The sequence below is a fragment of the Chryseolinea sp. T2 genome, assembly GCF_037203685.1.
Taxonomy (GTDB): domain Bacteria; phylum Bacteroidota; class Bacteroidia; order Cytophagales; family Cyclobacteriaceae; genus Chryseolinea.
The window spans coordinates 410,269-432,987 of record NZ_JBBCAU010000002.1 but is presented as its reverse complement, the minus strand read 5'-3'; the positions used below and the strand labels follow the sequence as shown (position 1 = coordinate 432,987).

The following is a 22,719-nucleotide window of genomic DNA, read 5'->3' as shown; positions in this document are numbered from 1 at the left end:
TCGCAAGTTGCGGTGATGATGACAGATTAAAGTTGTGGATCAAAGCAAAACCTTACAACCGTGCCGTTTTCTAGTGTCAACGGTCCAGCTGCATGTCAATCTTTTTTTTACGACTAGATTAACTTTTCCAGATTAGCCTTTGCAATCGCCTCAGATTTGGAGTTTACCTGAAGCTTCGAGTAAATATTTTTGATATGCGTCTTCGCCGTCTCCTTTGAGATAAACAGCTCTTCCGATATTTGCGTGTATGTTTTGCCCTCCGATATGAGCTGAAGTATCTCTGTTTCGCGCTTCGTCAATGGTGAATTCGGATTTACATGGAAGTTGTCAATCACCATACGCGCAATCCGGCTACTCATGGGCGCACCACCTTTCACGATCTCTTCAAGCGCGCTCAGCAGCTCCATGTAGTTAGCGCTTTTCGTTATGTATCCGGAAGCTCCAGCTTTCAAAGCCTCAAAGACAAGCTCGCTGTCCTCATACACAGAAACCATTATGATGTCAGTATGCGGGCTTTTTTCTTTGATGGACTTAGTGCCCTGAATCCCATTCACGCCCGGCAATTCGATATCCATCAATACAATTTCGGGCTTATCTCTGTTGATGCTGGCGATTGCCTCTTCGGCAGTGCCATATGCGCTCACCACCATAAACTTTTGCGAACTGTTCACGATCAACGTGAAGCTATTGCGTATCTCCTGATCGTCTTCCACAATCATGACACGTTTTTTAAACGGCAATGCCATATTTGACGGTTTTGTTTAGTGCGAAATTGAGTATGATCTTAGTTCCCTGATGCTTCTCGCTGTGTATACGTAAAACTGCGTTGATCCTGTTGGCCCTATCCCGAATATTTTGCAATCCATTTGATTTTTGTAGCTGATCGGGTGAAAATCCAACTCCATCGTCCTCCAGACAAATCTCAAATCCATCTCCTGAATCTCTTCGCAGTGAAAAAGAAATGTTATTCGCCTCTGAATATTTAAAAGCATTCGTCATTGCCTCTTTAAATATCAGATTGGCCTGTCGGCTAAAGCCATAAGGCAGCCGGATCTTTTCTCTTACTCCATTGAAGGCACGAAAGTTCATGTTCTTTTCTTCGAACAGCTTCTCGCCAAAGTCTCTGATGTGAATAAACAATTTTGACAGCTCGTCGTTCACAGGGTCAATTGACCAAATGAAGTCTCTGGTACCGGTGTACAGATATTTCGCTGAGTCTTCAACCTTCGTATACAGGTCCTGACCATTAGCCACGCGCGCACCCGCAACGGCGCCATTAGCCGTCTGTCGCGCGCCGTGTTCGTGCGCTGATACACCAGCTACTTCTGCATTGCTGTTTTCGTTAAGGCGAAGCAGGCTTACGTAGTTAATAATGCGCGTAAGCTGATTACCCATCTCGTCGTGGAAATCCCTGGCGATCTCTTTACGCAGGTGCTCCTGCTCGCGTTGCCGAACGCGCTCCATCATCATGAGCCGGTTTACCTTTTGCTTCACTCTCAAATACAAAATCAAGGTGACGAGTCCGGCAACGAATATGAAAGCGCCGACAATAAAAGCCGTAGTCTGATAGAAGGGCGACTTTATGGTAAACGTATAGGCTATGCGCGTATCTGACCAGCTTCCACGGTTGTTCGTGCTCATTACCCTGAACGTATACGTTCCGGGAGGAAGATTGCTGTAGGTGACCTGGTCCATCGTGGATGGCAATGACCAGGTCTTGTCAAAATTCTCAAGAATGTATTTGTACCGAACAGATTTAGAATACCTTTTGTCGACGCGATTAAACTGAAAAGTGAGATGGTTCCTGTCGGGTGGAAAGACCGGTTGATACGGTATCTGATAAAATCCGTAGGTACTGTCACTATAAGCGCGTGCCGAGTATTCGCCATACAACAACTTCACGTCTGTGAGATGTATGTCAAATGACCGCATGTCATGCTTGTCGAGATCATTGTATTCATACAGCCCATCAACCAGGCCGAAGTACTTCGCATCAGGGCTAATGAAGTAAGCGTTTTGATTGGTCTCTACTCCAAGCAGGCCGTTGTCATTATCAAAATGGAGATTCTCCACGATGTCACCACGCCTGTCTAGTTTAACACGATTGATGCCTTTTTCAGTACCTATCCAGATATACTGCTTCTCATCTGCAATAACGAAGTAGACAAAATCAGAAGCCAGACCTTCTCTGGTTGTGATCATCTTACGACGACGCGTTGCTGGATTGTACATGACCACTCCCGCTCCACCCGTGCCTACAAGCAACAAGGAATCCTGGTAGGACTGCATGCTTAAGGTTCGGGTGTTTTGTATTTCCGGAATGTCTAACGTCGTGACTTCTCCATCGTGCAATGCTTCAATTGTCAATTCGGTACCGAAGAATAACGTATTGTACTTACCTAAATAGCGCAAAGCTCCGGCACCCTGAGCAAGTTTCTCATTGCCGGAGAACGTCTTAAACTTTTTTCCATCGAAATACGACAAGCCTCTGCCTGTGGCAACCCACATACCTTTCCCGTCGAACTCTATGCCTGATATAAACCAATTAGGCAGTCCGTCTTCTCTTGAATACCAGACAAACGAATCTTTAGCCTTATCATATCGTGCGAGTCCGTTGGCAGTGCCAACCCATAAGTCGCCCCACGGCGACTCTTTGATGCATGTAATACTATTTCGATACGACGTTTCATTGCTGAGGTAGGACGATATCTTTCCTTTGCAAATCTTCCAGAGCCCTTTGTTCATCGTTCCGATCCACGACGCGCCATCGCGATCACGGTAAATTGCCATAACACCTCTCAGCTTGTCGCTGCTGCACCGGAGAAAGTCCTGATTATAATATTTAAATAAACCACGGCCATCGGATGCAAACCATGTATTTCCCTCCGAATCATTGAGTACCTGCAGCACGCCAACGTCAGTAAGCACTGTGTCCCGAGCTGCGGACTGGCCTAGTTTAACCCTGAATAATGAATTGCCATTAGAGGTCCAGAATACGTCAGCTTTCTCATCATAGCTTAAAACCATTTCGTCCAGATTCTTAGGCGTTGGTATGAGCGTTCGCTCATGAAGATCGATCGTATATTCTCCAGACTCTGTTTGAACAATGACATTTCCCTTAAAGTCGAAGAGCCTGAGTACTTTCTTGAACTTTCCTTCAGTTGGGATCATAAACGAATCAGATTCGCCTCTGACAAGAAAGGTCCCATCCTCACGCCACACTACAACCTGGCCATTATTTGTAGTGTGTACCGTAAAAACCCTTGTGCCATAGATGTCCTTTTCCCAATAATGAATTGAATCCTGATGAATCTTAGTTGTCAGGCCGGTCGTCGAAATGACGAACAAAGTGTCGTGCAGCGTGTACATGCATCGAAACCAATTTTTCTTTGTATCCGGGTTCGTTGCCTGGAAGGTTTTAAACTTCAGGCCGTCAAATCGTGACACGCCTCTCTTGTGCAAAATCCATAGATTGTCTTTGCTATCAAGTTCAAGCTCTGTCACCTGGTTGTTAAAAAGCCCGTCGAGTGTAGTATATACCTTAAATTCCCGGCCGTCGAAACGCGCCAATCCCCCGCCCTCGGTGCCGATCCAGAGATAGCCGGACTTGTCCTCCAGAATACCCTTTACCTGTGATTGTGGAAGACCGTCAATCGCCGTGTAGTTCCGAATTGAAAAGAAGTCTTTTTGCGCGAACAGGGTGCTTACAGACGCGAAAAATGCGAGGACGAGTAGAAAATACCTTACCATAGTCTCCAATCAGTAAATATTACAAATACCTTCGTAAAGTGTAATACCACACTCTACGTGATATGAATCACAGGGCCGTCGTTTCACTGAAAAACGCCTAAAATAAAGGGTGTGACACCTTATATGTATATACGTGTATTAGCTCAGATATGATCAGGAATTACCTATCAATTGCTCTCCGAAATCTGTTAAAACACAGGTTCTTTACAGTTTTGAATATTGCGGGACTAACCACAGGGCTGGCCGCATGCCTGCTGTTGTCCGTGTGGATCAGGCACGAACTAAGTTACGACAACTTTCACGATAAGGCTGACAGGCTGCTAAGGGTGTCCCTGGAGTATAGTTTTGGCGGCCAGAGATCAAAGACCTCAGTCTCTCCTACGGCGCTGCTTCCCATGCTGCAAAAAACCTTTCCCGAGGTGGAGCTTGGAGCCAGGTTCTATAATCCTGCGAGCTACAATCCCTATATCGTGAGATACAATGGAAAGGTATTTCAGGAGAAAAAGTTTCTATATGCCGACAGTACTTTTTTCAAAGTATTCACTTTTCATCTCTATTCCGGCGATCCGGATAAAGCCCTGACTGCTCCTAATTCAGTGCTGCTTACCCGTTCAACGGCCGGGCGCTATTTCGGTAAAGAGGATCCTATAGGTAAGACCATTGAAGTTAATGATGGCAATGAATATCTCGTGACGGGACTCGTCGAAGATGCGCCCTCCAATTCCATTATTCAGTTTGATTTCATCGCTTCCTTTTCTTCGCTGGCAGCCTCGAAGGACCCAATCTGGTGGAGCGCAAATTATCAGACGTATATAGTGACGTCGCCACAGGCAGATCTGAAGATGCTATCGGCCAAAACGCAGGAGATTGTAATGTCAGAGGTACGCGGTGAGCTCGGATCTCCGGGTGATTATGTGAAGTACAACTTTATGCCTATGCGCAGCATATATCTTGGTTCTGATGTCGGGGAACCGGTGCCTGTCGGCAGCATACAATATGTTTATGTATTCGGGGCCGTTGCTGTGCTTGTGCTGTTGATTGCGTGTATCAACTACATTAACCTGGCGACAGCACGCGCCGCAGATCGCGCTCGTGAAGTTGGCATCCGGAAGGTAGTGGGTGCGATGCGTCAACAACTGTTTGCGCAATTCATCGGCGAGTCTGTCATCATCACTCTGCTTTCCCTTTGCCTGGCCTTGTTCTTTGCTAAGCTGGCAATACCCGCGTTCAATCAGCTCACGGGCAAGTCATTTGATTCATCATCATTATTCTCGCCAGCTACTGTTGCAATTTACCTGCTGTCGTCTGTGCTTGTAGCCGTGATTGCGGGAGCTTATCCTGCATTTGCCATCACCTCGTTCAATCCCTCAGAAGTGTTGAAGGGAAACTTTCGAACAGGCAGAAGAGGATCATGGCTGCGCAAATCACTTGTGGTCTTCCAATTTTGCATTTCCGTTGTTCTGGTCATTGGTACGCTGGTGGTACACAAACAGCTGTCCTTTATACAGGATCGTCAGTTGGGATACAAACGCGACAATGTTTTGGTGATACCACTCGATGACAAGACTTCTGAGCGTTACGCTCAAATTAAGTCTGAACTGTTGCGAAAGAATGTTGCCCTTAGCATCGGAAGGGCTGGCGAATCGCCAACATCAATCAACGCCGGATATTCCATCGTCGCTGAGGGAACTGGTAATAACGCAGGCATGATTGTGACGGCGACGTCTGTGGATGAAACCTTTATTCCTACCCTGGGCATGACCTTAGTAAGCGGTCGGAATTTTAACGAAGCCGATATGAAACGCGCCGCAACTGACACGGTTTATGCTTTTGTGTTTAATGAATCTGCCCTTCGTGAAATCGGACTAACACCCGAAAATGCTATTGGCGTAAACGCGAACATGAACGGGATAAAGGGGCAGATCATTGGAGTAGTTAAAGATTTCCATTTTGCCTCTCTTCAAAAACGGATAGCACCATTGATATTGTTTAATGATACCGGCAACTACAACTACCTGTTCATTAGCCTTGAACCCGGCAATCCCACAACAGCCGTCAATTCCATTAGGGCGGTAATGCAAAATCTGGCTCCTCACCGTCCATTCGAATTCAATTTTCTAGACCAGCAATACAACGGAATGTATAACAACGAACAAAGGCTTAGTCGTGTCATTACAACGTTCGCCATACTGACTATGGTTATTGCATGTTTGGGATTGCTGGGGCTCGTTGCTTTCGCCGCAGCGCAAAAGACAAAGGAAATTGGAATACGAAAGGTTATGGGCGCATCGCCGTCCAATATTGTAGTGCTGATTACCAGAGAATTTGCAAAGCTGGTATTGACTGGGATTGCTATAGGTGTACCGTTGGCGTTTTGGTCGATGGATTGGTGGCTGGACGGTTTTGCCTACAGGGCAGAAATTGGGGCGTTTCCGCTCCTTGTGTCATCGGGTCTATGCCTGCTGATTGCATTTGGGGCGGCCAGCTATCAGGCAATTCAGGCCTCGTTGCTGGATCCGTCCTTAACCCTGCGCTCCGAATAAAACCTGGAAGCGGGAGGAACCAATTTACTTTTCCTTAGCTGTGACTTTGTCGTTACCTTCGCATTATAACTCCAAACTATCCCGGATGTCGGAGGAAGAAATAAGGCGGGAGTATACTATTCTCGAAAAGTCTCGAAGGGATCCACGTGCGTTTGGTGAGCTGTACGAAAAATACTTCGATCGGATATTTAATTTCATATACCGGCAGACCGACGATGAGGATGTTACTGCGGACCTCAGCTCGCAAACCTTTTTAAATGCACTTAAGAATGTCGGCCGCTATGAATTCAGAGGATACCCCTTCTCTGCCTGGCTGTACAAGATCGCGACCAACGAGGTAAACAAGCATTACCGCAAGCAAAAGAAAGAGAAAGTCTTTAGTATCGAAGAAATTCGCATACGGGAGCTTATCGATCAGGCCGACGTGGAGTGGGATGACGATGTACTCGGGCGGCTCATGACTTACCTGAAGGATCTTCCCACTGAAATGCTCGAAGTGCTGGAGCTGCGCTTTTACGAGGACAAGGATTTCAGGGAGATCGCTTTTATTCTTGACATCACGGAGAGTGGTGCAAAAATGAGAACCTACCGCGCGCTTGACAGACTGCGGAGGAATTTTAATATACGGATCAAGTACGATGGGAAGGAATGAGATAAAATTACGGCGAAGCAATATGAGTGAAGGTCATATTGCCCGACATCGTAACTACGGATTACTGATGAAGAGGCATCATCGCGACCTGCGAATGCGGAGACTGACGATTGCCCTTATTTATCTGCTCATCATCATCGCCATTGCCGTACTCTTCATCGTAGTAAGGAAAGAAGAACAGCATCGTAAGATGCAACAGCAAACGCCTCCGGCGACAGCCTCCGTGTCGTCGTCCGCTGGCCACCTGACCACAGCAAACACATTCGAAGTGCGTTTTATCAGTGCATCCGATTGTTAAAACTATTTTAAAATTTGTCCACTATAATTCGATCCGACGGGATTTCATGAACGGAAACTTCCCTATTTTCATGAAGTGTCTGCTTTCAACACAACAAATTCTGCCACACGTAGAGAACGTGTAACTGAAATCATCGCAGGGGCGTCGTCGTTCATGGCAACCGCCTACATCGTAGTTGTCAACCCATCCATACTGAGCCAGGCCGGCATGCCTTACAATGCTGTTCTTACAGCTACTGTAATGGTCTGCTTCTTTAGTAGCCTGATGATGGGATTGTACGCGAGGAATCCCATTCTTGTAGCGCCAGGAATGGGTCTAAATGCATTCTTCACATTCTCGGTTGTTAAGGGTATGCAGGTTCCCTGGGAAGTAGCGCTTGGTGCTGTGTTCTGGGCCGGTGTTGTATTTCTTCTTTTATCCATATTCAATATCCGAACTCATATTGTGCGTGCCATACCCACTCAGTTGCGTTATGCTATCAGTGTTGGGATCGGGTTGTTTATATCATTGATTGGCTTCGTGAACGCCGGATTTGTGATCCATCATCCGGCCACCGTTGTGGGCATCGCTCCTTTACATCCGCCGGCAATAGTTTTCCTGCTGGGCATATTCATCACATCAATACTGATAGTAAGGAAAGTGAAAGGGGCTTTGCTTGTTGGCATGGTGCTATCCACACTCGCAGCAACTACAATAGGGCGCTGGTGGGGTGGTAACGAGGCCGTTGTAGTATGGAAAGGCATCTTTGCTGCGCCTGACTTCAGCCTCTTTCTTGCGCTCGACTTAATCAACTCACTCCAATGGGCATTGGTCCCGGTCATATTTGCATTCGTCTTTACGGGCATGTTTGACGGACTGTCAACATTTGTGGCCCTTGCTGAAGCTGCCAACCTGATGGATGAATCCGGAGAACCCCGGAACATCAAACGGTCTCTCGAAACCGACGCAACGTCTACGATATTTGCCGCTCTGTTTGGTTCGAGCCCGGGTACGGCATACATCGAGTCGGCAGTGGGCATCGAAGCCGGTGGAAAGACGGGACTTACTGCTGTAACGGGGGCGCTATTGTTCCTTCCGTTCCTCTTCCTCTCTCCTTTGCTTTCTGCTATTCCGGCAATTGCAACGGCACCGGCATTGGTAATTGTCGGCGCATATATGGTGCGGCCTGTGGTGAAAATCCTTTGGCTGGAAATGGATGAAGCGATCCCGGCCTTTCTTGCCATCGTGCTTATTCCGTTCAGCTATTCGATTACGCAGGGCATTATCTGGGGATTTCTTTCGTGGACAATCCTGAAAATCGTCAGCGGACGCCTGCGTGAAATATCAATAGCCCTTTGGATCATTGATCTGCTGGCGCTCTTGGCGCTTGCATTGGAGTAAGAAGGTGGTACAAGAATAAAATGTTGTATTAGCATAAGAACTTGCAATAGATATGAATGCTGCATTTAAAATAGGAATACTTGTCGTGTCGTTGTACTTACCCATGTGCGGGTTGACTCAGTCGATAGTTGAAGTACAGAAGGAAAAAGCATCCAACGCTTCTACGCATTCCAACCTGATTGCCATCCTTGGTGCATTCCCGGAAGAAGTTAAATATCTGCTATCACAGGTTACGGATAAACGTGAAACGATCATTCAGCGAACGTCATTTACAACGGGGAACCTGCGCGGGGCGCCGGTTGTAGTCGCACTGACCGGCATTGGAAAGGTTAACGCTGCCACCACTACTATGCTGATGATCGGGCAGTTCAATCCCAGAGTTGTGCTGTTTACCGGTATTGCCGGCGGAATTAACCCACAACTTATGCCAGGAGACATTGTTATTGGAACCAAAGTCGGCTATCACGACTACGGCACTCTTACGCCTTCTGGTATACAACGGGGGCCTACACGCGATCCTGTTACTCATGGCGAAAATCCATTATACTTTTCCTGCGACTCATCGTGGATTTCATTGGCAATACGTTCGTCTCAACAAACAGCCCTGCAGAAAGTTGTTACCGACAATGGCTCGCGCACTCCTGCGATCCGAACAGGTGTAATTGTGACCGGCGACGTGTTTGTGGCCTCCGATCCTGCCACGAGGGAGCTTCGGCAAAATATGAATGCAGAAGCGACCGAAATGGAAGGTGCTGCTGTAGGTCAGGTCAGCTATCAACAGCGTGTTCCATTTTTAATTATTCGAAGCATGAGCGACAATGCAGGCAGCAATGCATCGCACGACGTCAAAGCTTTCTATTCAGTAGCGGCGCGCAACTCGGCAGAATTAGTTATGTCAATAGTTGGGTTGTCACAGACTGAGTCAAAGAAAGTAAAGTAATAACGCCGCTAAAGATCGTCCAGCTTCTTTCTTAAGGCTTGCTTCACACTCGTTGACTGCGCCAGGTCAATTGCCCGGTTAAAATGGTACCGGGCACGGCCCTGTTCAATTGCAGACCAGAGTTGTCCGAGGAGGGCATGGTAGAGATGGTTGTCATCCAAATCGACATGTTCAAGAGCTGCAATTGCATCTTTTGGACCTGCGACCTTGTATAATGCGTATGCCCTGTTCATCGCCACAATTGGCGACTGCTTTATCAGTAGAAGTTTATCGTAAAGGTTAAGAATCGTCTCCCACTTTTCAGGAGCTGGTACCGCGTGGTAGTACGCGATCGCTGCTTCCAGGTGGAATGCCGTTACATCCTCACCCCTTCCTGCTCGTTGAAGAAAGAATCCACCGCGTGTTATCCAATCGACGTTCCAGGATGACACGACCTGTTCATCATATGGAATCAATTCGCCTTCGGTACCTATTCTGCTTTCGAAACGTGAAAAGTGAAAGCACATTAGCGCCATTAGTGCACTTGCCTCCGGCACATTGGTGGACTTGCATTCAATCAACATCGTACAGAGTCTGATGGCTTCGAGACACAGATCTTTTCTTAACACACTGTCATTACTATTGGAGTAGTATCCTTCATTAAACACCAAATAGATGGTCGTCAGTACAGCGCCGATGCGTGCATGCATCTGCGAACCGGGAGGCATGTCGAGCGTGGCATTTAAATCCCGAAGATGGCCTTTGGCGCGAAGCAGTCTCTTGGAAATGTTTTCTTTGTCCGTCACGAACGCCTCGGCAATCTCACCAACACCGAAGCCGCAAAGAAGGCGAAGACAAAGTGCGACCTGCATTTCTACCGCAATCGCCGGGTGACAAAGAGCGAACATCAGTCGCAACTGGCTGTCTTCAAAAACTTCATTAGGGAGTTCAGACGGATGTTCGCTTTGTGTAGCCATGCCGTCCAGGTACGAGGTGACCACCTGGCTCTTAAACACGCCGCTTCGCTTGAGGTGATTAATGGCCTTGTTCCTTGCAACTGTGTATAACCATGCCGTTGGGTTCGGAGGCATTCCTTCGATACCCCACGACTGTGCGGCAGTAAGAAAGGTCTCACTTGCAATGTCCTCGGCCGTTTCCACATCTCTCAAACCGAACGTACGACAAAGCACTGACACGATTTTTCGGTACTCAGTTCTGAAGAGGTGAGGTAATGTGTTCTCCAATTCCATTATGAAAGAACTATGCATCTGATTGCCTTTGGATCCAGAGGCATGTCCTGCTTAAGAACGTTGTTCGCGATCTACGATGCGTCGCACCTCTACGCTGTTTCCTTTGCCGTTGAGAATGGGGCAGTCAGCTGCGATACGAGCGGCGTCGTCGAAATCTGTTGCCCGTATAGAAATGAATCCTGCGATAGATTCCTTGACCTCGGCAAACGGTCCGTCGGTGATTACCTTGCCAAAGCGGATCACTTTACCTTCGGTTGACAAGCCCTTTCCTCCTACAAACTTTCCGGCAGCAACTATTCCGTCTATCCAGGAATGATACTGTTGCATATATACCTGGAGTTGCTCCGGCGAGGGTTGCGCATCGCGGGTTATGAGATCAAGGCGCATTAAGATGATATACTCTTCCATAAAAAACGTTTCGGTGTATGTCGTTACGGTTTATCTGTTAAAGATGCTCCTTTCGATTCGTTTGTAGATCAAATGGATCTTTTTTGATCAAGTCGGAGGCGTTTCGCAAATGCCCTTTTGGCAGTTTTGACACCTTCGCAACTAAAATCAATTCAGTTTGTTCTTACTGTCTAAGTATTATGTAGGTTTTATTGACCTTTTATTGAGGCTCTATTAAGGCTTATCATAGAGCAATGGACAAAACTACTGTCAATCTGACAAAAGGTGGCTAAACATTCGTTGAATTCCTGCATTTGAGAAAGCTCATTTAAGATAAGGTCATCCAGAGTAAGAACACATTGGCAATAGAGGCAATCACAACTGATAGTTCAACAATACAACACCGCTTTTAAAGATGCGGGAGTTTGTTAGCTTCAGATCAAGCTTCTCAGGTAGATCTGAAAAAAGCGAAGTCCCCTTTCCGAGTACAACCGGATCGACCATTAACGTGATACTATCGATCATTCCAACTGAGGCCAATTGAGAGACTATGCTGCCACTTCCCAGGATTGTGATATCAGGTCCTGCGGACTCTTTCAGTTGTTTCGTTTCAGTAACAAGATTGCCCTTTAGAATTCTTGTTCCTTGCCACGTCGCCGATTTGAGGGTTCGCGAGAAAACATATTTTTCAGAACGATTCATTCCCTCAGCAACCTGTGGGTTCATGCTTTTACCTGCTTCAGTAGGCCAGAAACTGGCCATCATTTCATAAGTTACCCTGCCAAACATGAGCGCGTTTGGCTGCGCGGGATTAGCTGCTTCTCCTGCAAAGGTGGCCTCTTCGCCACCGTGCCGATGCCAGCTGATGTCTTCCTGTTCCCCCTTATAAAATCCATTAAGGGTGATAAAGTTGAAAACCGAAATCTTTCTCATAGCTTTTAATTTACACCTATTACAATTGAGGATTCCGGATATGGACAGCGACATGGATATTTTTTACAGAACCTTCCTGAGATTTCACGCCTCGGAGATGTTCAATCTGATAACCGTGCAATCGACGCCTCAAAATTGACGCAAACACCCCTGTCAATAGTTCAACGCCTCCCCTACTTTGCAGCACATTGATACTACATACCTATGAAAAAATTTATGCTGATCGTGCGCGAAGACTTATCAAAAATGAGAGGGCTTACACCGGAGCAACGATTCTCTGGTTCACCTGACATGAATAGTTGGGTTCGCGACTTAATGAGCGCAGGAAAGTATATTACCGGACAGCCATTCGCTATCGAAGGCTATTATGTTTCGCAGACCGGGGCAGCTTCAGATGGCCACTTCCTCCAGGACAAGGAAGGACTGAGTGGTTTCGATCTTATTTACGCGAACGACCTTGATGATGCTTTGAAGATTGCCGCGAGCTGCCCGATGGTGAAGATCGGAATGGCTATACGCGAAGTGCGGCCGTTTCAGGAATTTCCGGAATGAGCATGGTTAATCTTGCCGATACCTTGCTTTCCCGGCCTTTAAATTCTTTGCTGTTGTCGGACTGGGTGCATAGCCGCTGCGAATGAAATGCAGGGTCGGGAGGCATGGAGTACTGGGTGCAGGGCCGCCGCGAATGAAATGCAGGGTTGGCAGGCAAGTAGTTTAGCTTGCCTGAGGCAATGCTACTTGTTCCCGCACAAGATCATACTTCATTAATGTAACTCCGCAGCTATACGTTTTAGCGTTGCCCAGACTCAATGATTTCTTAGACGGAAGGCGGTTAAATATTGGCAATCCTTTACCAAGCACCACCGGATTGATCAGCAGATGAAACTCGTCAATATATCCACCCTGAATAAGAGAAGATACAAATGATGCTCCGCCGAACACCAGGATGTCCTTGCCCTCTTGCTGCTTCATCAGATGAATCTGCTGACGAATATCCCACTTCGACACTTCGACGTTCTCCCATCCTCCAGGAATCTCATCCTCTGTCGTCAGCGTCTTACTGAAAATCACTTTATGAGCTTTGTCGATGCAGCAGGCAAATTCGTACTGCGGATTAGCAGGATCCTGCGCAATCTTTCTCCAGTGAGAAATAAATCCCTCATCGACAACCTGTCGGCTCAGGAACAGACAGTCTGTTTCTTTCAGGAGATCTGTATGGTATTGTCGAAGCTCACTATCCCACGTCCATTCGGGTCCCCAGTTCCAAACCATCCAATCAGTATTACCCTGTTGGTCTGCCATGAAACCATCGACGGAGAGTTGTACTTCAAGCTTAATCTTTCGCATAGCTTTCGGCTTTAATATCAGTGATCAAAAAGTGCAGGTATCACTACGCAATCTTCATACCTGTTTATGTAAAAATACGGATTGGCTACCAGAGGGATGTTGGTTTCAAATTCACCCGCGTATTCAAAAAAAGTAATCGCTCATTCTGGCCGACAGCTGAATCACAACGCACACTGATGAAGTTTAATATCAGTAAAATACACTGAGGTTTCAATTGAGGCTTTTGCACGATTACAATTGGATTTTCTTATGAATCACTTCATCAAATATTTTTTTTGAGTGCAACCAGGAGCTGCCTGTTTTATAAAGTGAACATGCGGCTTCATTTTATAGCGCGTTCACAATAACCAGCACGTCAGGTAAATTTTATTGGTTCGTGTGGAACCGAACTGTATCACTTCAAAAGACATTAAAGAGAATCTGGCTAATATTTTACCCATTCTTCAGGAATGCATTTCCCTCTTACTGGCAACACTTGAGCGGGCTACTAAGGGAAAATACTGATGACAAGGTTGGCTCTGAATTTCGCTGAAGCTTTCCGGTGGGGACTTAAATCGCCAAATCAACACATCATCAAATCCCTAAATAAACTAAGCCCGTCCTGGGGGGACGGGCATTAGCTCAACCTTCAACTTCAAAATATACTCTAACCTAAACCTAAAAACTTCAAATGTTTCCCGATCAACCTTACCAGGGACGTTGCAGCCATATAAGACTGGCAGAATTCTCAACGGACTGGTGTAACAGGAACTGGACGGGCCCTACTACTCTCATTGCAACAACAACGAGAATGAAAAAATGATAGTCCCAAAAAATACTCCTGTTCGTCAATTGACCTTTAATCAAAAAATTCAACTTCTGTTTCCAGAAGGGCTGCGTTAATCAGAGTGCCCGATGTCCTCTGTAACGCGAGCGCAGTGTTTGTCGGAATGTCTACACAATGTACTTGTAGCTCAAAAAATATCAGGCTTCCAGACTAAAAAATAAGGACATTGAATCTTCACTTCGATTAAAAGTTACTCACACGCCTCATGACAAAACTAACTCACGTAAACGTATTTCAAATCGTCCTTTCTTCGAGTTAACAAAATTGAGCGTCAAACGATGAAAATGGGAAACCGAGCCGCATTAGGAGACGATGAGAAAAGCACCCAATACCGGGAATGCAGCCTCATTTTTTGACAACGCTGCGAATAGAGGGACACATCGTTCTACATTGGGAAACGCGTGTATTTGAGGCTTCTTCGATCCGTTCATGGGACAATTGCTCAAGGTACGCCTTGCATCAAAAAATCGGTCGCCAAAAACAACGTCCTGGCGACAGTTCAGATCATCCTGCCGTTACCGGCTGATAGTCACCTGGGGAAAGTTCTCCATTACACTGAGCTACAAGTAAGATAACCACTTGCTCTGGCTCTCTTTGCGATAGTTTGCAAACCATCTGCAAGGGAAGTAAAGTATCACCACAACAATTAACCAAACCACAACAACACGCAGCAGGCTTGGCTCGTACTCCTTTGGCCAATCGGCCGGATTGCTAAAACCAAGATTAGCATAACGACCAAATGAAATCGTAGTCCAGGCAAATGTTCCGGCAGCAATCAACGCCAGATGCAGGATGTAGTAAAAGAAAGGTACCTGTCCGAAGACCTTTAGCCATTCCGTGACTTTTCCCTGAAATATTGTAAAGGCAGCCAGGAGCAGCATTCCAATCCCTACCATCAGAAGAACGAACTGGAGCGATGGGGGATATTTTGAAACGTTAATGAACGACAACACACTAAACACCCAGCCACGGGGTTGGACAGCCCAGGGAGCAGGGTCGCCGTACAGGTTGATGATACGCAGTACGACAAAGGCAAAGAGCATTATAGTGCCTGTTTTCCAAAGCTTCGGAAACGCTTCACCCGATGGAAGCCCCAGCCATTCTCCGACGCAGTATCCGGTCATCATAACGCCAAACCACGGAAGAATGGTATACGCCACCAGCACGACGGGAACACCCGCGCCATTCATGATCACGAAGGGACTGTGAATAAAGATACCCGCCAGTACACCTAAGGCGTTATCGGTAGCACTGTTAGGCACCAGGTTGTGGCCGGCTATGATCAGGAACGCGAGAGCGGCGATTACCTTCCTGGGTAGCCTTATGATCAGTGAAAACAAAATCATTGACCAGCCGATTACCCAGATGACCTGAAGCAGAATAAGCTGGTAAGACAATTGGAGAAGGAACGTGACTACCACCAATTCGATAACGATCAACCATAGCCCGCGGGTTAGCAGGAAGATTGAGGTCTCACGAATGTTGTCCTTCTTTTTTTGATAAAGATAGATGCTGATGCCGGCAAGGAAAACGAAGTTGGGTGCGCAGAGGTGAGTGATCCACCTGGACGAAAACAGGGCGACGCTGGTTTGTGTGACATCTTCTGGACGAAATGGTGTCGCTCCGAAAAACTCGCGAACGTGATCAAGGGCCATAATAACCATGATTAGGCCACGCAATACATCAATTGATGCGACTCGCGTTGAAAGTTTTTCCGTCTGCTGAATGGTCATGCCGAAAGGTGCTGTTTAACAATCAATTTGCAAAGGGCATCACAATAATGAAAGCAAGTCCGTTACCGAATGACGTTTTAAGAAGTCCGAGCGCTAAACAATCCAGCGCGAGTGACCAGTTTCCGCGCTTTTGAGAGACGAGATAAAATCATGAAATAAATTAATCGTCTGTTGAATCCGGCGGGCGTATTTGTCGTTAAAATTCTCTAACTTAATTACCAGGCCCACAGCCAAACAGTTGGCCTAAACATACCCAACCCACAAACTCCCACAACGATGAAGTTAAGCTTCAGACTCTTGCCTATTGCAGGGCTCATTTTATGCTTATGCCCTACTTTAAGCTCCTGTAAGACCAGCGCAGCTACAAACAAGCACGAATTCAAAAAAGAATTGCATCATATGGAGCGGGCGCACTAAGTGCTTCAGCCCTATTTATGCCATTTTAAACTTCCGGAAGACTGTGCCTGGGATGTTTCCTCGATTACGCTTACGCGGATGTGCCAATCATTTGTCTGATGTCGCGTGTGTAAGTAGGAATTGCTCCCCGTTGCGTTGCTACAAATGCTCCAACGCCATTGGCTACACGTCCGGCTAATTCAGGATTCCCTGTGCGCATGAAAACGTGTAAGAAAGCGGCACTGAATGAATCACCGGCACCGACTGCATCAACGACCTGAACAGGAACGCCGGGTACCGTGATCAGACGGCCATTGTGCCATACGAAGCATCCCTTTTCTGCGGCCGTGACAATCACCAGGGCGATTGATGAATACTCCTTGCTTACCCAGGAACAGAAAGTGGGGATGTCCATTGTTGTACCTGCGGCGAGTGACGAAACAACCGGTATCTCTTCATGATTCAGTTTGAGCATGGTGGCGTGCGAAAGCGCCCGCCGTATAACGGTGACGTTGTAACCTGTTTTGCGAAGGTTGATATCACAGAATCGTTGACCAAAGTGGGATGACGTTAAAATCTTTTCCAGCGTTTCAGCCGATCGAACACCCCGTTGCGCAAGCGTCCCATAATAGAAAACGTCGAAGTGTTCATCCTCAAGGTTCTTAAGTGAGTCTTCGAAGGCTATGTTATCCCAGGCAACATTTTCGACGATCAGATAATCCGGCTGGCCGTTATTCAATGTAACTTCAACGATACCTGTAGGGAGATTCTCGTCATGTTGAATGTAACGATCGCTCACGCCGTATGCCTTACAACGGTTCAATGCTTTCATGCCGCGAAAATCAGCACCCACGCGCGACACTATGTATGCGTCGTCGCCACACTGGGCAATGTGCGCAATGAAATTGAAAGGCGCTCCTCCAAGATGCTCGTCACGTTCAATGATGTCCCAAAGTATCTCTCCGAATGCAAGTACCTTCATAGAATACCCAATGTAGTAAAAAATGCAATCAGCAATTGGTGAGCATTTCTTTGCAATCGAACTTTACTATGAAACGCTGCTCAAGTACCATTGCAGGCAGGTCAAAATCCAAATTTGTATTCATCGATCAGGCTTGTCCGCTTGCCGTGTCTGAACGCATAAAGGTCGGCCGGTCTGCGCTGGCCAGAATCGTCCTGCCCCACTTTCACAATCTGTTCGGACTTCAAGATCTTTCTGCGAAAGTTGGGACGATCAATGGATCTTCCCAGTATCGCTTCCGTGAGGGCGTGCAGGTCAGGCAACGTAAACTTTGCTGGCAATAAATTGGACGCGATTGGGGCGTATGGCAATTCTTTGCGTAGCGTTGCCAATGCGCTTTCCACTATCTCTTTGTGATCGAGAGATAAGGCTTTACTCTTTTCAATGGGCATCCATTCTGCTGTTTCAAGATATTGTGTAGGGTGCAGTTTTATCTTTTCAAAGTTCACCAGCGCCATGTAGCAGATGGTGACGAATCGTCGCGATATCCAGGCCAATTCCTGTCTTTCTTCCGTGTTCATGTTTGCAACCATCGCCTTGAATTCCTTACCGAAAGTGCGTGATGCGTCTCCAAATACAGCAAACTGTTGAAACATAATTCGCTCCAGACTCGTGCTCTCTTTGACTATTCTCGTGACGGCTTTAGAAACATCCTCGTTCTGACCGACAAATCCACCAGGCAGAACTACGATTCGCGCTCCTTCCAGTGCTATCCGATTAACCACAACCTGGAGATTACGGTCGTGAAAACCAAAAATCACGCAGTTTATGGAGAGTTGCGGTATGGCAGTCTTTTCAAGGGAACGAATGAAGTGTCGAAGCTTTTGAATCATAGGAGGGCGCTGAAAACCGAAGCAAGAAGCACAGATCGTTGCTTCAAAACAAATTTAATGTATATTTGAGTCATTCTGACTCAAATACATTCCTGAATTACCATTTGACCATATGAAGAAGCGCTACATCGTTCTTATTGTGCTTGTTGTGATCGCTATCGGCGCCTACTTCTATCTCACGCGCGATACCCGGGACATTAAGCTCCTCGTATTTTCCAAAACAGCTTCGTTCCGTCACGAATCTATTCCTGCCGGAAAGACTGCGCTACTTTCTCTTGGTAACAAACACGGTTTTACCGTTGACACAACTGAAAACGCAGAAGTGTTCGACGAAAAGAATCTTAAGAACTACAATGTCGTTGTGTTTCTTAATACCACAGGAGACGTACTGAATGATCAGCAGCAACTGGAGTTGAACCGCTGGGTGCAGGCGGGTGGTGGATTTGTCGGTGTGCACGCCGCTGCTGACACGGAATACGACTGGCCCTGGTATGGTGAACTTGTTGGAGCATGGTTTAACGGTCACCCAAACAATCCTAATGTGCGGGAGGCCGTCGTCAGGCTCGTAGATAAGTTACATATTTCAACGAAGCATTTGCCTGATACGTGGAAACGCAACGACGAGTGGTATAACTATAAGGATATACGCCCGGAGATCAATGTCCTCCTGGACCTCGATGAGAAGTCATATGAAGGTGGAACGAATGGCGATAATCACCCTATTACCTGGGCTCGCGAATTTGATGGAGGAAGAACATGGTATACCGGACTCGGTCATACCAATGAAAGTTATGAAGATCCAGCTTTTCTTGATATGCTGTGGGGAGGAATTCAATATGCTGCCGGTCCCGGAGTTGCCGTGAATTACAATAACGCTCGGGTTGCACCGGAAGAAAATCGCTTTCAAAAGGTTGTTCTGGATTTCAATCTCAATGAACCCATGGAACTCGACGTATTTCCAAACGAAGACGTGCTGTTCATTGAACGGAAAGGAGCTATCAAACTTTTCAAGAAAGGCGAAACAAAGACCCGACTGGTCACTACTCTTTCGGTGTTCAGCAAACTTGAAGACGGACTTCTCGGACTCGCAGTCGACCCTGACTATGAAAAGAACAAATGGATCTATCTGTACTATTCACCTCCCGGCAGTGAAGCAATACAAAGACTGTCGCGATTTAACTTCGAGGGAGATTCCCTTGTGCGGGCAACTGAAAAGGTATTGCTTACAGTGAAAACGCAACGAGAGGAATGCTGTCACTCAGGAGGCTCAATTACTTTCGGACCTGATCGTCTGCTTTATCTGTCGGCTGGCGACAATACAAGTCCGCGCGCCACCGGATACGGTCCTATGGACGAGAGTCCCGGGCGGTCTGCATGGGATGCACAAAAGTCTGCATCAAATACCAATGATCTCCGGGGTAAGATTATTCGTATCAAGCCGGAGGACGACGGCACCTACTCCATTCCCAAAGGCAATCTTTTTACTGACGCTAAGCAGGGACGTCCTGAGATATATGTAATGGGGGTACGAAATCCATTCAGGATATCTGTTGATCCTGTGAATGCATATCTATACTGGGGTGACGTTGGACCTGATGCCGGCAATGACAGCCTGGGATTTGGTTCCAAGGGATTTGACGAAATCAACCAGGCACGCAAAGCCGGCAACTTTGGCTGGCCGTATTTTATCGGCAACAATTCGCCTTACAATCATTATGACTACGCGACGAACAAGTCGGGGCCGATGTTTGATCCGAAGAAGCCTGTCAACAACTCTCCAAACAACACTGGTGCTAAAGAGTTACCTGAGGCAACCCCTCCACTGATTTACTATCCGTACGCCGCAACGAAAGAATTTCCGCTTGTTGGTGAAGGGGGTCGCAGTGCAATGGCAGGACCTGTGTTCTATGCAAATCGCTATCCGGAGTCGCAGCGAAGATTTCCCGAATACTATGATAAGAAGTTCTTTGCCTTCGAATGGATGCGAGGTTGGGTTATGGCTGTTACCCTAAACGAAAACGGAGACTACGTTCGCATGGAAAGGTTTCTCCCAAATATGCTGTTCAACAACCTTGTTGATATTGCATTGAGTCCGGCAGGAGACTTCTACGCTCTTGAATACGGCACCAACTGGTTCACTCAAAACATGGATGCAAGGCTGATCCACATTACCTACTCGTCGGCCAACCGCGTGCCTCTTGCAGTGGCCGAAGCTGACAAGACAATAGGAAAAACTCCACTCACCATTCAATTCACGGGCGAGCACTCTAAGGATTTTGACCGCGACGAGCTTGTCTACGAGTGGACTTTTGGCGAGCTGGGCAAGTCCTCGGAGAAGAATCCGGCATTTACGTTCGACAAACCAGGCGAATATAAGGTAGCGCTAACGGTATCAGATCCATCCGGAGAAAAAGCAACGCAGGAGTTACTGGTTGTTGCGGGCAACGATCTGCCACAAGTTAAGATTACTTTCAAAGGAAACCGTTCTTTCTATTGGGATCAGTCGACTTTTGAGTATGAAGTAAGCGTGACCGACACTGAAGATGGAAAGATTAATCAGGGCATCGACCCCGCGTCGATCACTTTCTCAGCCGACTATCTGGCAAGAGGAAGAGATGTGACAGAGGTGATTCAGGGCCACCAGGCAAACGCGGAAGCATCGGCTCATCTTGTAGGAAAAGCCTTGCTGGAAAAATCCGATTGCAAATCCTGTCATCAGCTGAAAGATAAATCGGTTGGACCTGCGTTCAGTTTGGTTGCAGATAAATATGCAGGCGACGCATCTGCCATCAGGCGACTGGTTGAGAAAGTTATTAAAGGCGGATCGGGAGTATGGGGTGATCTTGTTATGGCGCCACATCCACAGCTTAGCCCCGATGATACTGAAAAAATGATCCGATACATTCTTTCAACGAATGGAAAGAGCAAGGGTGCTGGATTGCCTTACAAGGGAAGTTTTGTAATGAACAAGCACAAGGCTGGCGAAAAAGAGGGCACATACATATTCACGGCGTCGTATGCAGACAAGGGAGCGAATGGAAGAAAGCCACTGACTTCTACTGAGGTTGTAGCTCTCTCCTATCCTATGATCTCTGCAAACAAGTTCTCGGAGTCAAAGAAGACGATGATATTCCTGGTCACGCCTGAGATCTGGAAAGGACTGAAGGAAGATATCACGATCGTTCTTCCAAGTCACGAAGGAATGATGAAATACGCTGCCGTCGATCTGACCGACGTTGGCGCAATCAGTTTCGGCGTGGCCGTAGCCCCTACATATTTCAGTGGAGGGAAGCTGGAAGTGTTTGTTGACAGTGACAACGGGGAGCCTATAGCATCAATCGATTTTGAACCGGGCCTGACTGATTTAGGTTTTCAGGATCTGCTCGTTCCACTTAAGCAAGTGAGCGGCGTGCATGACTTGATTATCAAAGTAAAATGCAAGAATCCAAGCAAGATGTTTGCCGGCTTCGCGACACTGGAGTTCAAGAAAAAATAGATGCCACTTACATTCAAGACGCAGTATGAAAAGAGTCCTTAAAATAGTTTTATGGTCAATTGTGATTCTGGTTGTCCTGATCTTTGGAGCAGGCACGGTGTTCCTGTACAAGGTAAAGAACGGTTTCCCGGTTTCTTACGAAACGGAAGCCCCATCAATTGACATACCGTCAGACAAACACAACGTGCTGCTGTTTTCGAAGACTACCGGTTTCAGACATGCAGAATCGATTGAAGCTGGAAAAGAAACATTCCTGAAGCTGGCTGCTGACAGCGGCTGGTACCTTTACAGCACGGAAGAAGGTGGCATCTTTAATGCCGGGCAATTGTCGAAGTTTCACACGGTGATTTTCAATAATTGCACGGGACGGCTATTGAACGATGAGCAACAGAAGGCCCTTGAAGACTATGTCAATAATGGAGGTAGTCTCATTGGCATTCATGGTGCCGGCGACGATTCGCACCATTGGGACTGGTATGAGCAGAATCTTATGGGTGCACATTTTTCTCACCATCCGCTGGATCCTCAGCTGCAGAGCACGGCGATAACTTTGAATCCGGTACCCGACAGCACTCTAACGGTTGGCCTACCCTCAACGTGGACCCATGCCGACGAATGGTACGTGTTCCTGGAAAATCCCCGTGCAAAAGGTTTTCAGATAATCTACAATATTGACGGAACTTCGATCAACCCGAGCGGCAACATGCTTTGGATGAAGGACAAGAACTTCGGCATGGGCAAAGACCACCCGGTTGCATGGTATCGTCCTACGGGTAAGGGACGGACTTTCTATACTTCAATTGGTCATAATGCTGAAGCATGGAAACAGGACGCGTTTGTGAGGATGCTTGCTAATGCGGTGAACAATTAATGGCCGACGCTATTTTACATTTTACATTATTTTACATTTAGAGTTTTACATTTTGCGGTTTGGGTCTTCAAGGTCGAACGCATT

Annotated in this window: 17 protein-coding genes; 8 read left to right on the top strand and 9 right to left on the bottom strand. The window is 46.9% G+C overall.

Features of this window, described 5'->3' with window-relative positions; translation table 11 throughout:
* Window positions 1-113 precede the first annotated feature (113 nt).
* Complete coding sequence (locus tag WBG78_RS06730) at window positions 114-746, bottom strand: response regulator transcription factor (RefSeq protein ID WP_337325627.1); 633 nt, start codon at window positions 744-746, stop codon at window positions 114-116.
* Window positions 730-3,750 (bottom strand): sensor histidine kinase, encoded by a 3,021-nt coding sequence (locus WBG78_RS06725; RefSeq protein ID WP_337325626.1) that lies wholly within the window; start codon window positions 3,748-3,750, stop codon window positions 730-732. Before WBG78_RS06725 ends, WBG78_RS06730 begins: the two co-directional genes overlap by 17 nt.
* 149 nt (window positions 3,751-3,899) lie before the next feature.
* Between WBG78_RS06725 and WBG78_RS06720 the strand changes: the two genes are divergently transcribed.
* The 5 genes from WBG78_RS06720 to WBG78_RS06700 all read left to right on the top strand — a co-directional run bounded on the left by WBG78_RS06720 (window position 3,900) and on the right by WBG78_RS06700 (window position 9,563).
* On the top strand, window positions 3,900-6,293 hold the full coding sequence (locus WBG78_RS06720; protein ID WP_337325625.1) for an ABC transporter permease: 2,394 nt from the start codon (window positions 3,900-3,902) through the stop codon (window positions 6,291-6,293).
* 85 nt (window positions 6,294-6,378) lie between these two features.
* Window positions 6,379-6,945 carry an RNA polymerase sigma factor gene (locus tag WBG78_RS06715; RefSeq protein ID WP_337325624.1) on the top strand — a complete coding sequence of 189 codons (567 nt, stop codon included), beginning with the start codon at window positions 6,379-6,381 and terminating at the stop codon, window positions 6,943-6,945.
* 22 nt (window positions 6,946-6,967) lie between these two features.
* Entirely contained in the window at window positions 6,968-7,243 is a 276-nt protein-coding gene (locus tag WBG78_RS06710) for a hypothetical protein (RefSeq protein ID WP_337325623.1), read from the top strand.
* 75 nt (window positions 7,244-7,318) lie between these two features.
* The gene (locus tag WBG78_RS06705; protein WP_337325622.1) at window positions 7,319-8,623 is read left to right on the top strand and encodes an NCS2 family permease; all 1,305 of its coding nucleotides are present in this window, start codon (window positions 7,319-7,321) and stop codon (window positions 8,621-8,623) included.
* A gap of 52 nt (window positions 8,624-8,675) precedes the next feature.
* A complete protein-coding gene (locus WBG78_RS06700) occupies window positions 8,676-9,563 on the top strand; it encodes a 5'-methylthioadenosine/adenosylhomocysteine nucleosidase (protein ID WP_337325621.1) in 888 nt (295 codons plus the stop codon).
* Window positions 9,564-9,571: 8 nt separating this feature from the next.
* Here WBG78_RS06700 and WBG78_RS06695 read toward each other — a convergent pair whose 3' ends face one another.
* The 3 genes from WBG78_RS06695 to WBG78_RS06685 all read right to left on the bottom strand — a co-directional run bounded on the left by WBG78_RS06695 (window position 9,572) and on the right by WBG78_RS06685 (window position 12,112).
* On the bottom strand, window positions 9,572-10,792 hold the full coding sequence (locus tag WBG78_RS06695) for an RNA polymerase sigma factor (RefSeq protein ID WP_337325620.1): 1,221 nt from the start codon (window positions 10,790-10,792) through the stop codon (window positions 9,572-9,574).
* Between the two features lie 51 nt (window positions 10,793-10,843).
* Window positions 10,844-11,200, bottom strand: coding sequence for a YciI family protein (locus tag WBG78_RS06690; protein ID WP_337325619.1), 357 nt, complete (start codon window positions 11,198-11,200; stop codon window positions 10,844-10,846).
* A gap of 354 nt (window positions 11,201-11,554) precedes the next feature.
* Entirely contained in the window at window positions 11,555-12,112 is a 558-nt protein-coding gene (locus WBG78_RS06685; RefSeq protein ID WP_337325618.1) for a dihydrofolate reductase family protein, read from the bottom strand.
* A gap of 204 nt (window positions 12,113-12,316) precedes the next feature.
* Between WBG78_RS06685 and WBG78_RS06680 the strand changes: the two genes are divergently transcribed.
* Window positions 12,317-12,664, top strand: a complete 348-nt coding sequence (locus WBG78_RS06680; protein ID WP_337325617.1) for a YciI family protein — start codon at window positions 12,317-12,319, stop codon at window positions 12,662-12,664.
* A 162-nt stretch (window positions 12,665-12,826) separates the two neighbouring features.
* On the opposite strand, the gene WBG78_RS06675 is transcribed toward WBG78_RS06680, so the two are convergent.
* From WBG78_RS06675 to WBG78_RS06660, 4 genes are all read right to left on the bottom strand, one after another.
* The gene (locus tag WBG78_RS06675; protein ID WP_337325616.1) at window positions 12,827-13,459 is read right to left on the bottom strand and encodes a dihydrofolate reductase family protein; all 633 of its coding nucleotides are present in this window, start codon (window positions 13,457-13,459) and stop codon (window positions 12,827-12,829) included.
* A 1,386-nt stretch (window positions 13,460-14,845) separates the two neighbouring features.
* Window positions 14,846-16,018, bottom strand: coding sequence for a DUF1624 domain-containing protein (locus tag WBG78_RS06670; protein WP_337325615.1), 1,173 nt, complete (start codon window positions 16,016-16,018; stop codon window positions 14,846-14,848).
* A 487-nt stretch (window positions 16,019-16,505) separates the two neighbouring features.
* Window positions 16,506-17,420: a PfkB family carbohydrate kinase gene (locus tag WBG78_RS06665; protein ID WP_337326246.1), complete on the bottom strand. Its 915-nt coding sequence runs from the start codon at window positions 17,418-17,420 to the stop codon at window positions 16,506-16,508.
* A gap of 77 nt (window positions 17,421-17,497) precedes the next feature.
* A complete protein-coding gene (locus WBG78_RS06660; RefSeq protein WP_337325614.1) occupies window positions 17,498-18,268 on the bottom strand; it encodes an NUDIX hydrolase in 771 nt (256 codons plus the stop codon).
* Window positions 18,269-18,380: 112 nt separating this feature from the next.
* On the opposite strand from WBG78_RS06660, the gene WBG78_RS06655 reads away from it, so the two are divergent.
* Together WBG78_RS06655 and WBG78_RS06650 are read left to right on the top strand one after the other, a co-directional pair.
* Window positions 18,381-21,764: a ThuA domain-containing protein gene (locus tag WBG78_RS06655; protein ID WP_337325613.1), complete on the top strand. Its 3,384-nt coding sequence runs from the start codon at window positions 18,381-18,383 to the stop codon at window positions 21,762-21,764.
* Between the two features lie 25 nt (window positions 21,765-21,789).
* Window positions 21,790-22,635 carry a ThuA domain-containing protein gene (locus WBG78_RS06650; RefSeq protein ID WP_337325612.1) on the top strand — a complete coding sequence of 282 codons (846 nt, stop codon included), beginning with the start codon at window positions 21,790-21,792 and terminating at the stop codon, window positions 22,633-22,635.
* Window positions 22,636-22,719 lie beyond the last annotated feature (84 nt).

What these genes read in the sequence shown, in the direction of transcription:
- WBG78_RS06730 (WP_337325627.1), bottom strand. Translation starts at nt 746, where the DNA reads ATGGCATTGCCGTTTAAAAAACGTGTCATGATTGTGGAAGACGATCAG.
- WBG78_RS06725 (WP_337325626.1), bottom strand. Translation starts at nt 3,750, where the DNA reads ATGGTAAGGTATTTTCTACTCGTCCTCGCATTTTTCGCGTCTGTAAGC.
- WBG78_RS06720 (WP_337325625.1), top strand. Translation starts at nt 3,900, where the DNA reads ATGATCAGGAATTACCTATCAATTGCTCTCCGAAATCTGTTAAAACAC.
- WBG78_RS06715 (WP_337325624.1), top strand. Translation starts at nt 6,379, where the DNA reads ATGTCGGAGGAAGAAATAAGGCGGGAGTATACTATTCTCGAAAAGTCT.
- WBG78_RS06710 (WP_337325623.1), top strand. Translation starts at nt 6,968, where the DNA reads ATGAGTGAAGGTCATATTGCCCGACATCGTAACTACGGATTACTGATG.
- WBG78_RS06700 (WP_337325621.1), top strand. Translation starts at nt 8,676, where the DNA reads ATGAATGCTGCATTTAAAATAGGAATACTTGTCGTGTCGTTGTACTTA.
- WBG78_RS06695 (WP_337325620.1), bottom strand. Translation starts at nt 10,792, where the DNA reads ATGGAATTGGAGAACACATTACCTCACCTCTTCAGAACTGAGTACCGA.
- WBG78_RS06690 (WP_337325619.1), bottom strand. Translation starts at nt 11,200, where the DNA reads ATGGAAGAGTATATCATCTTAATGCGCCTTGATCTCATAACCCGCGAT.
- WBG78_RS06685 (WP_337325618.1), bottom strand. Translation starts at nt 12,112, where the DNA reads ATGAGAAAGATTTCGGTTTTCAACTTTATCACCCTTAATGGATTTTAT.
- WBG78_RS06680 (WP_337325617.1), top strand. Translation starts at nt 12,317, where the DNA reads ATGAAAAAATTTATGCTGATCGTGCGCGAAGACTTATCAAAAATGAGA.
- WBG78_RS06675 (WP_337325616.1), bottom strand. Translation starts at nt 13,459, where the DNA reads ATGCGAAAGATTAAGCTTGAAGTACAACTCTCCGTCGATGGTTTCATG.
- WBG78_RS06670 (WP_337325615.1), bottom strand. Translation starts at nt 16,018, where the DNA reads ATGACCATTCAGCAGACGGAAAAACTTTCAACGCGAGTCGCATCAATT.
- WBG78_RS06660 (WP_337325614.1), bottom strand. Translation starts at nt 18,268, where the DNA reads ATGATTCAAAAGCTTCGACACTTCATTCGTTCCCTTGAAAAGACTGCC.
- WBG78_RS06655 (WP_337325613.1), top strand. Translation starts at nt 18,381, where the DNA reads ATGAAGAAGCGCTACATCGTTCTTATTGTGCTTGTTGTGATCGCTATC.
- WBG78_RS06650 (WP_337325612.1), top strand. Translation starts at nt 21,790, where the DNA reads ATGAAAAGAGTCCTTAAAATAGTTTTATGGTCAATTGTGATTCTGGTT.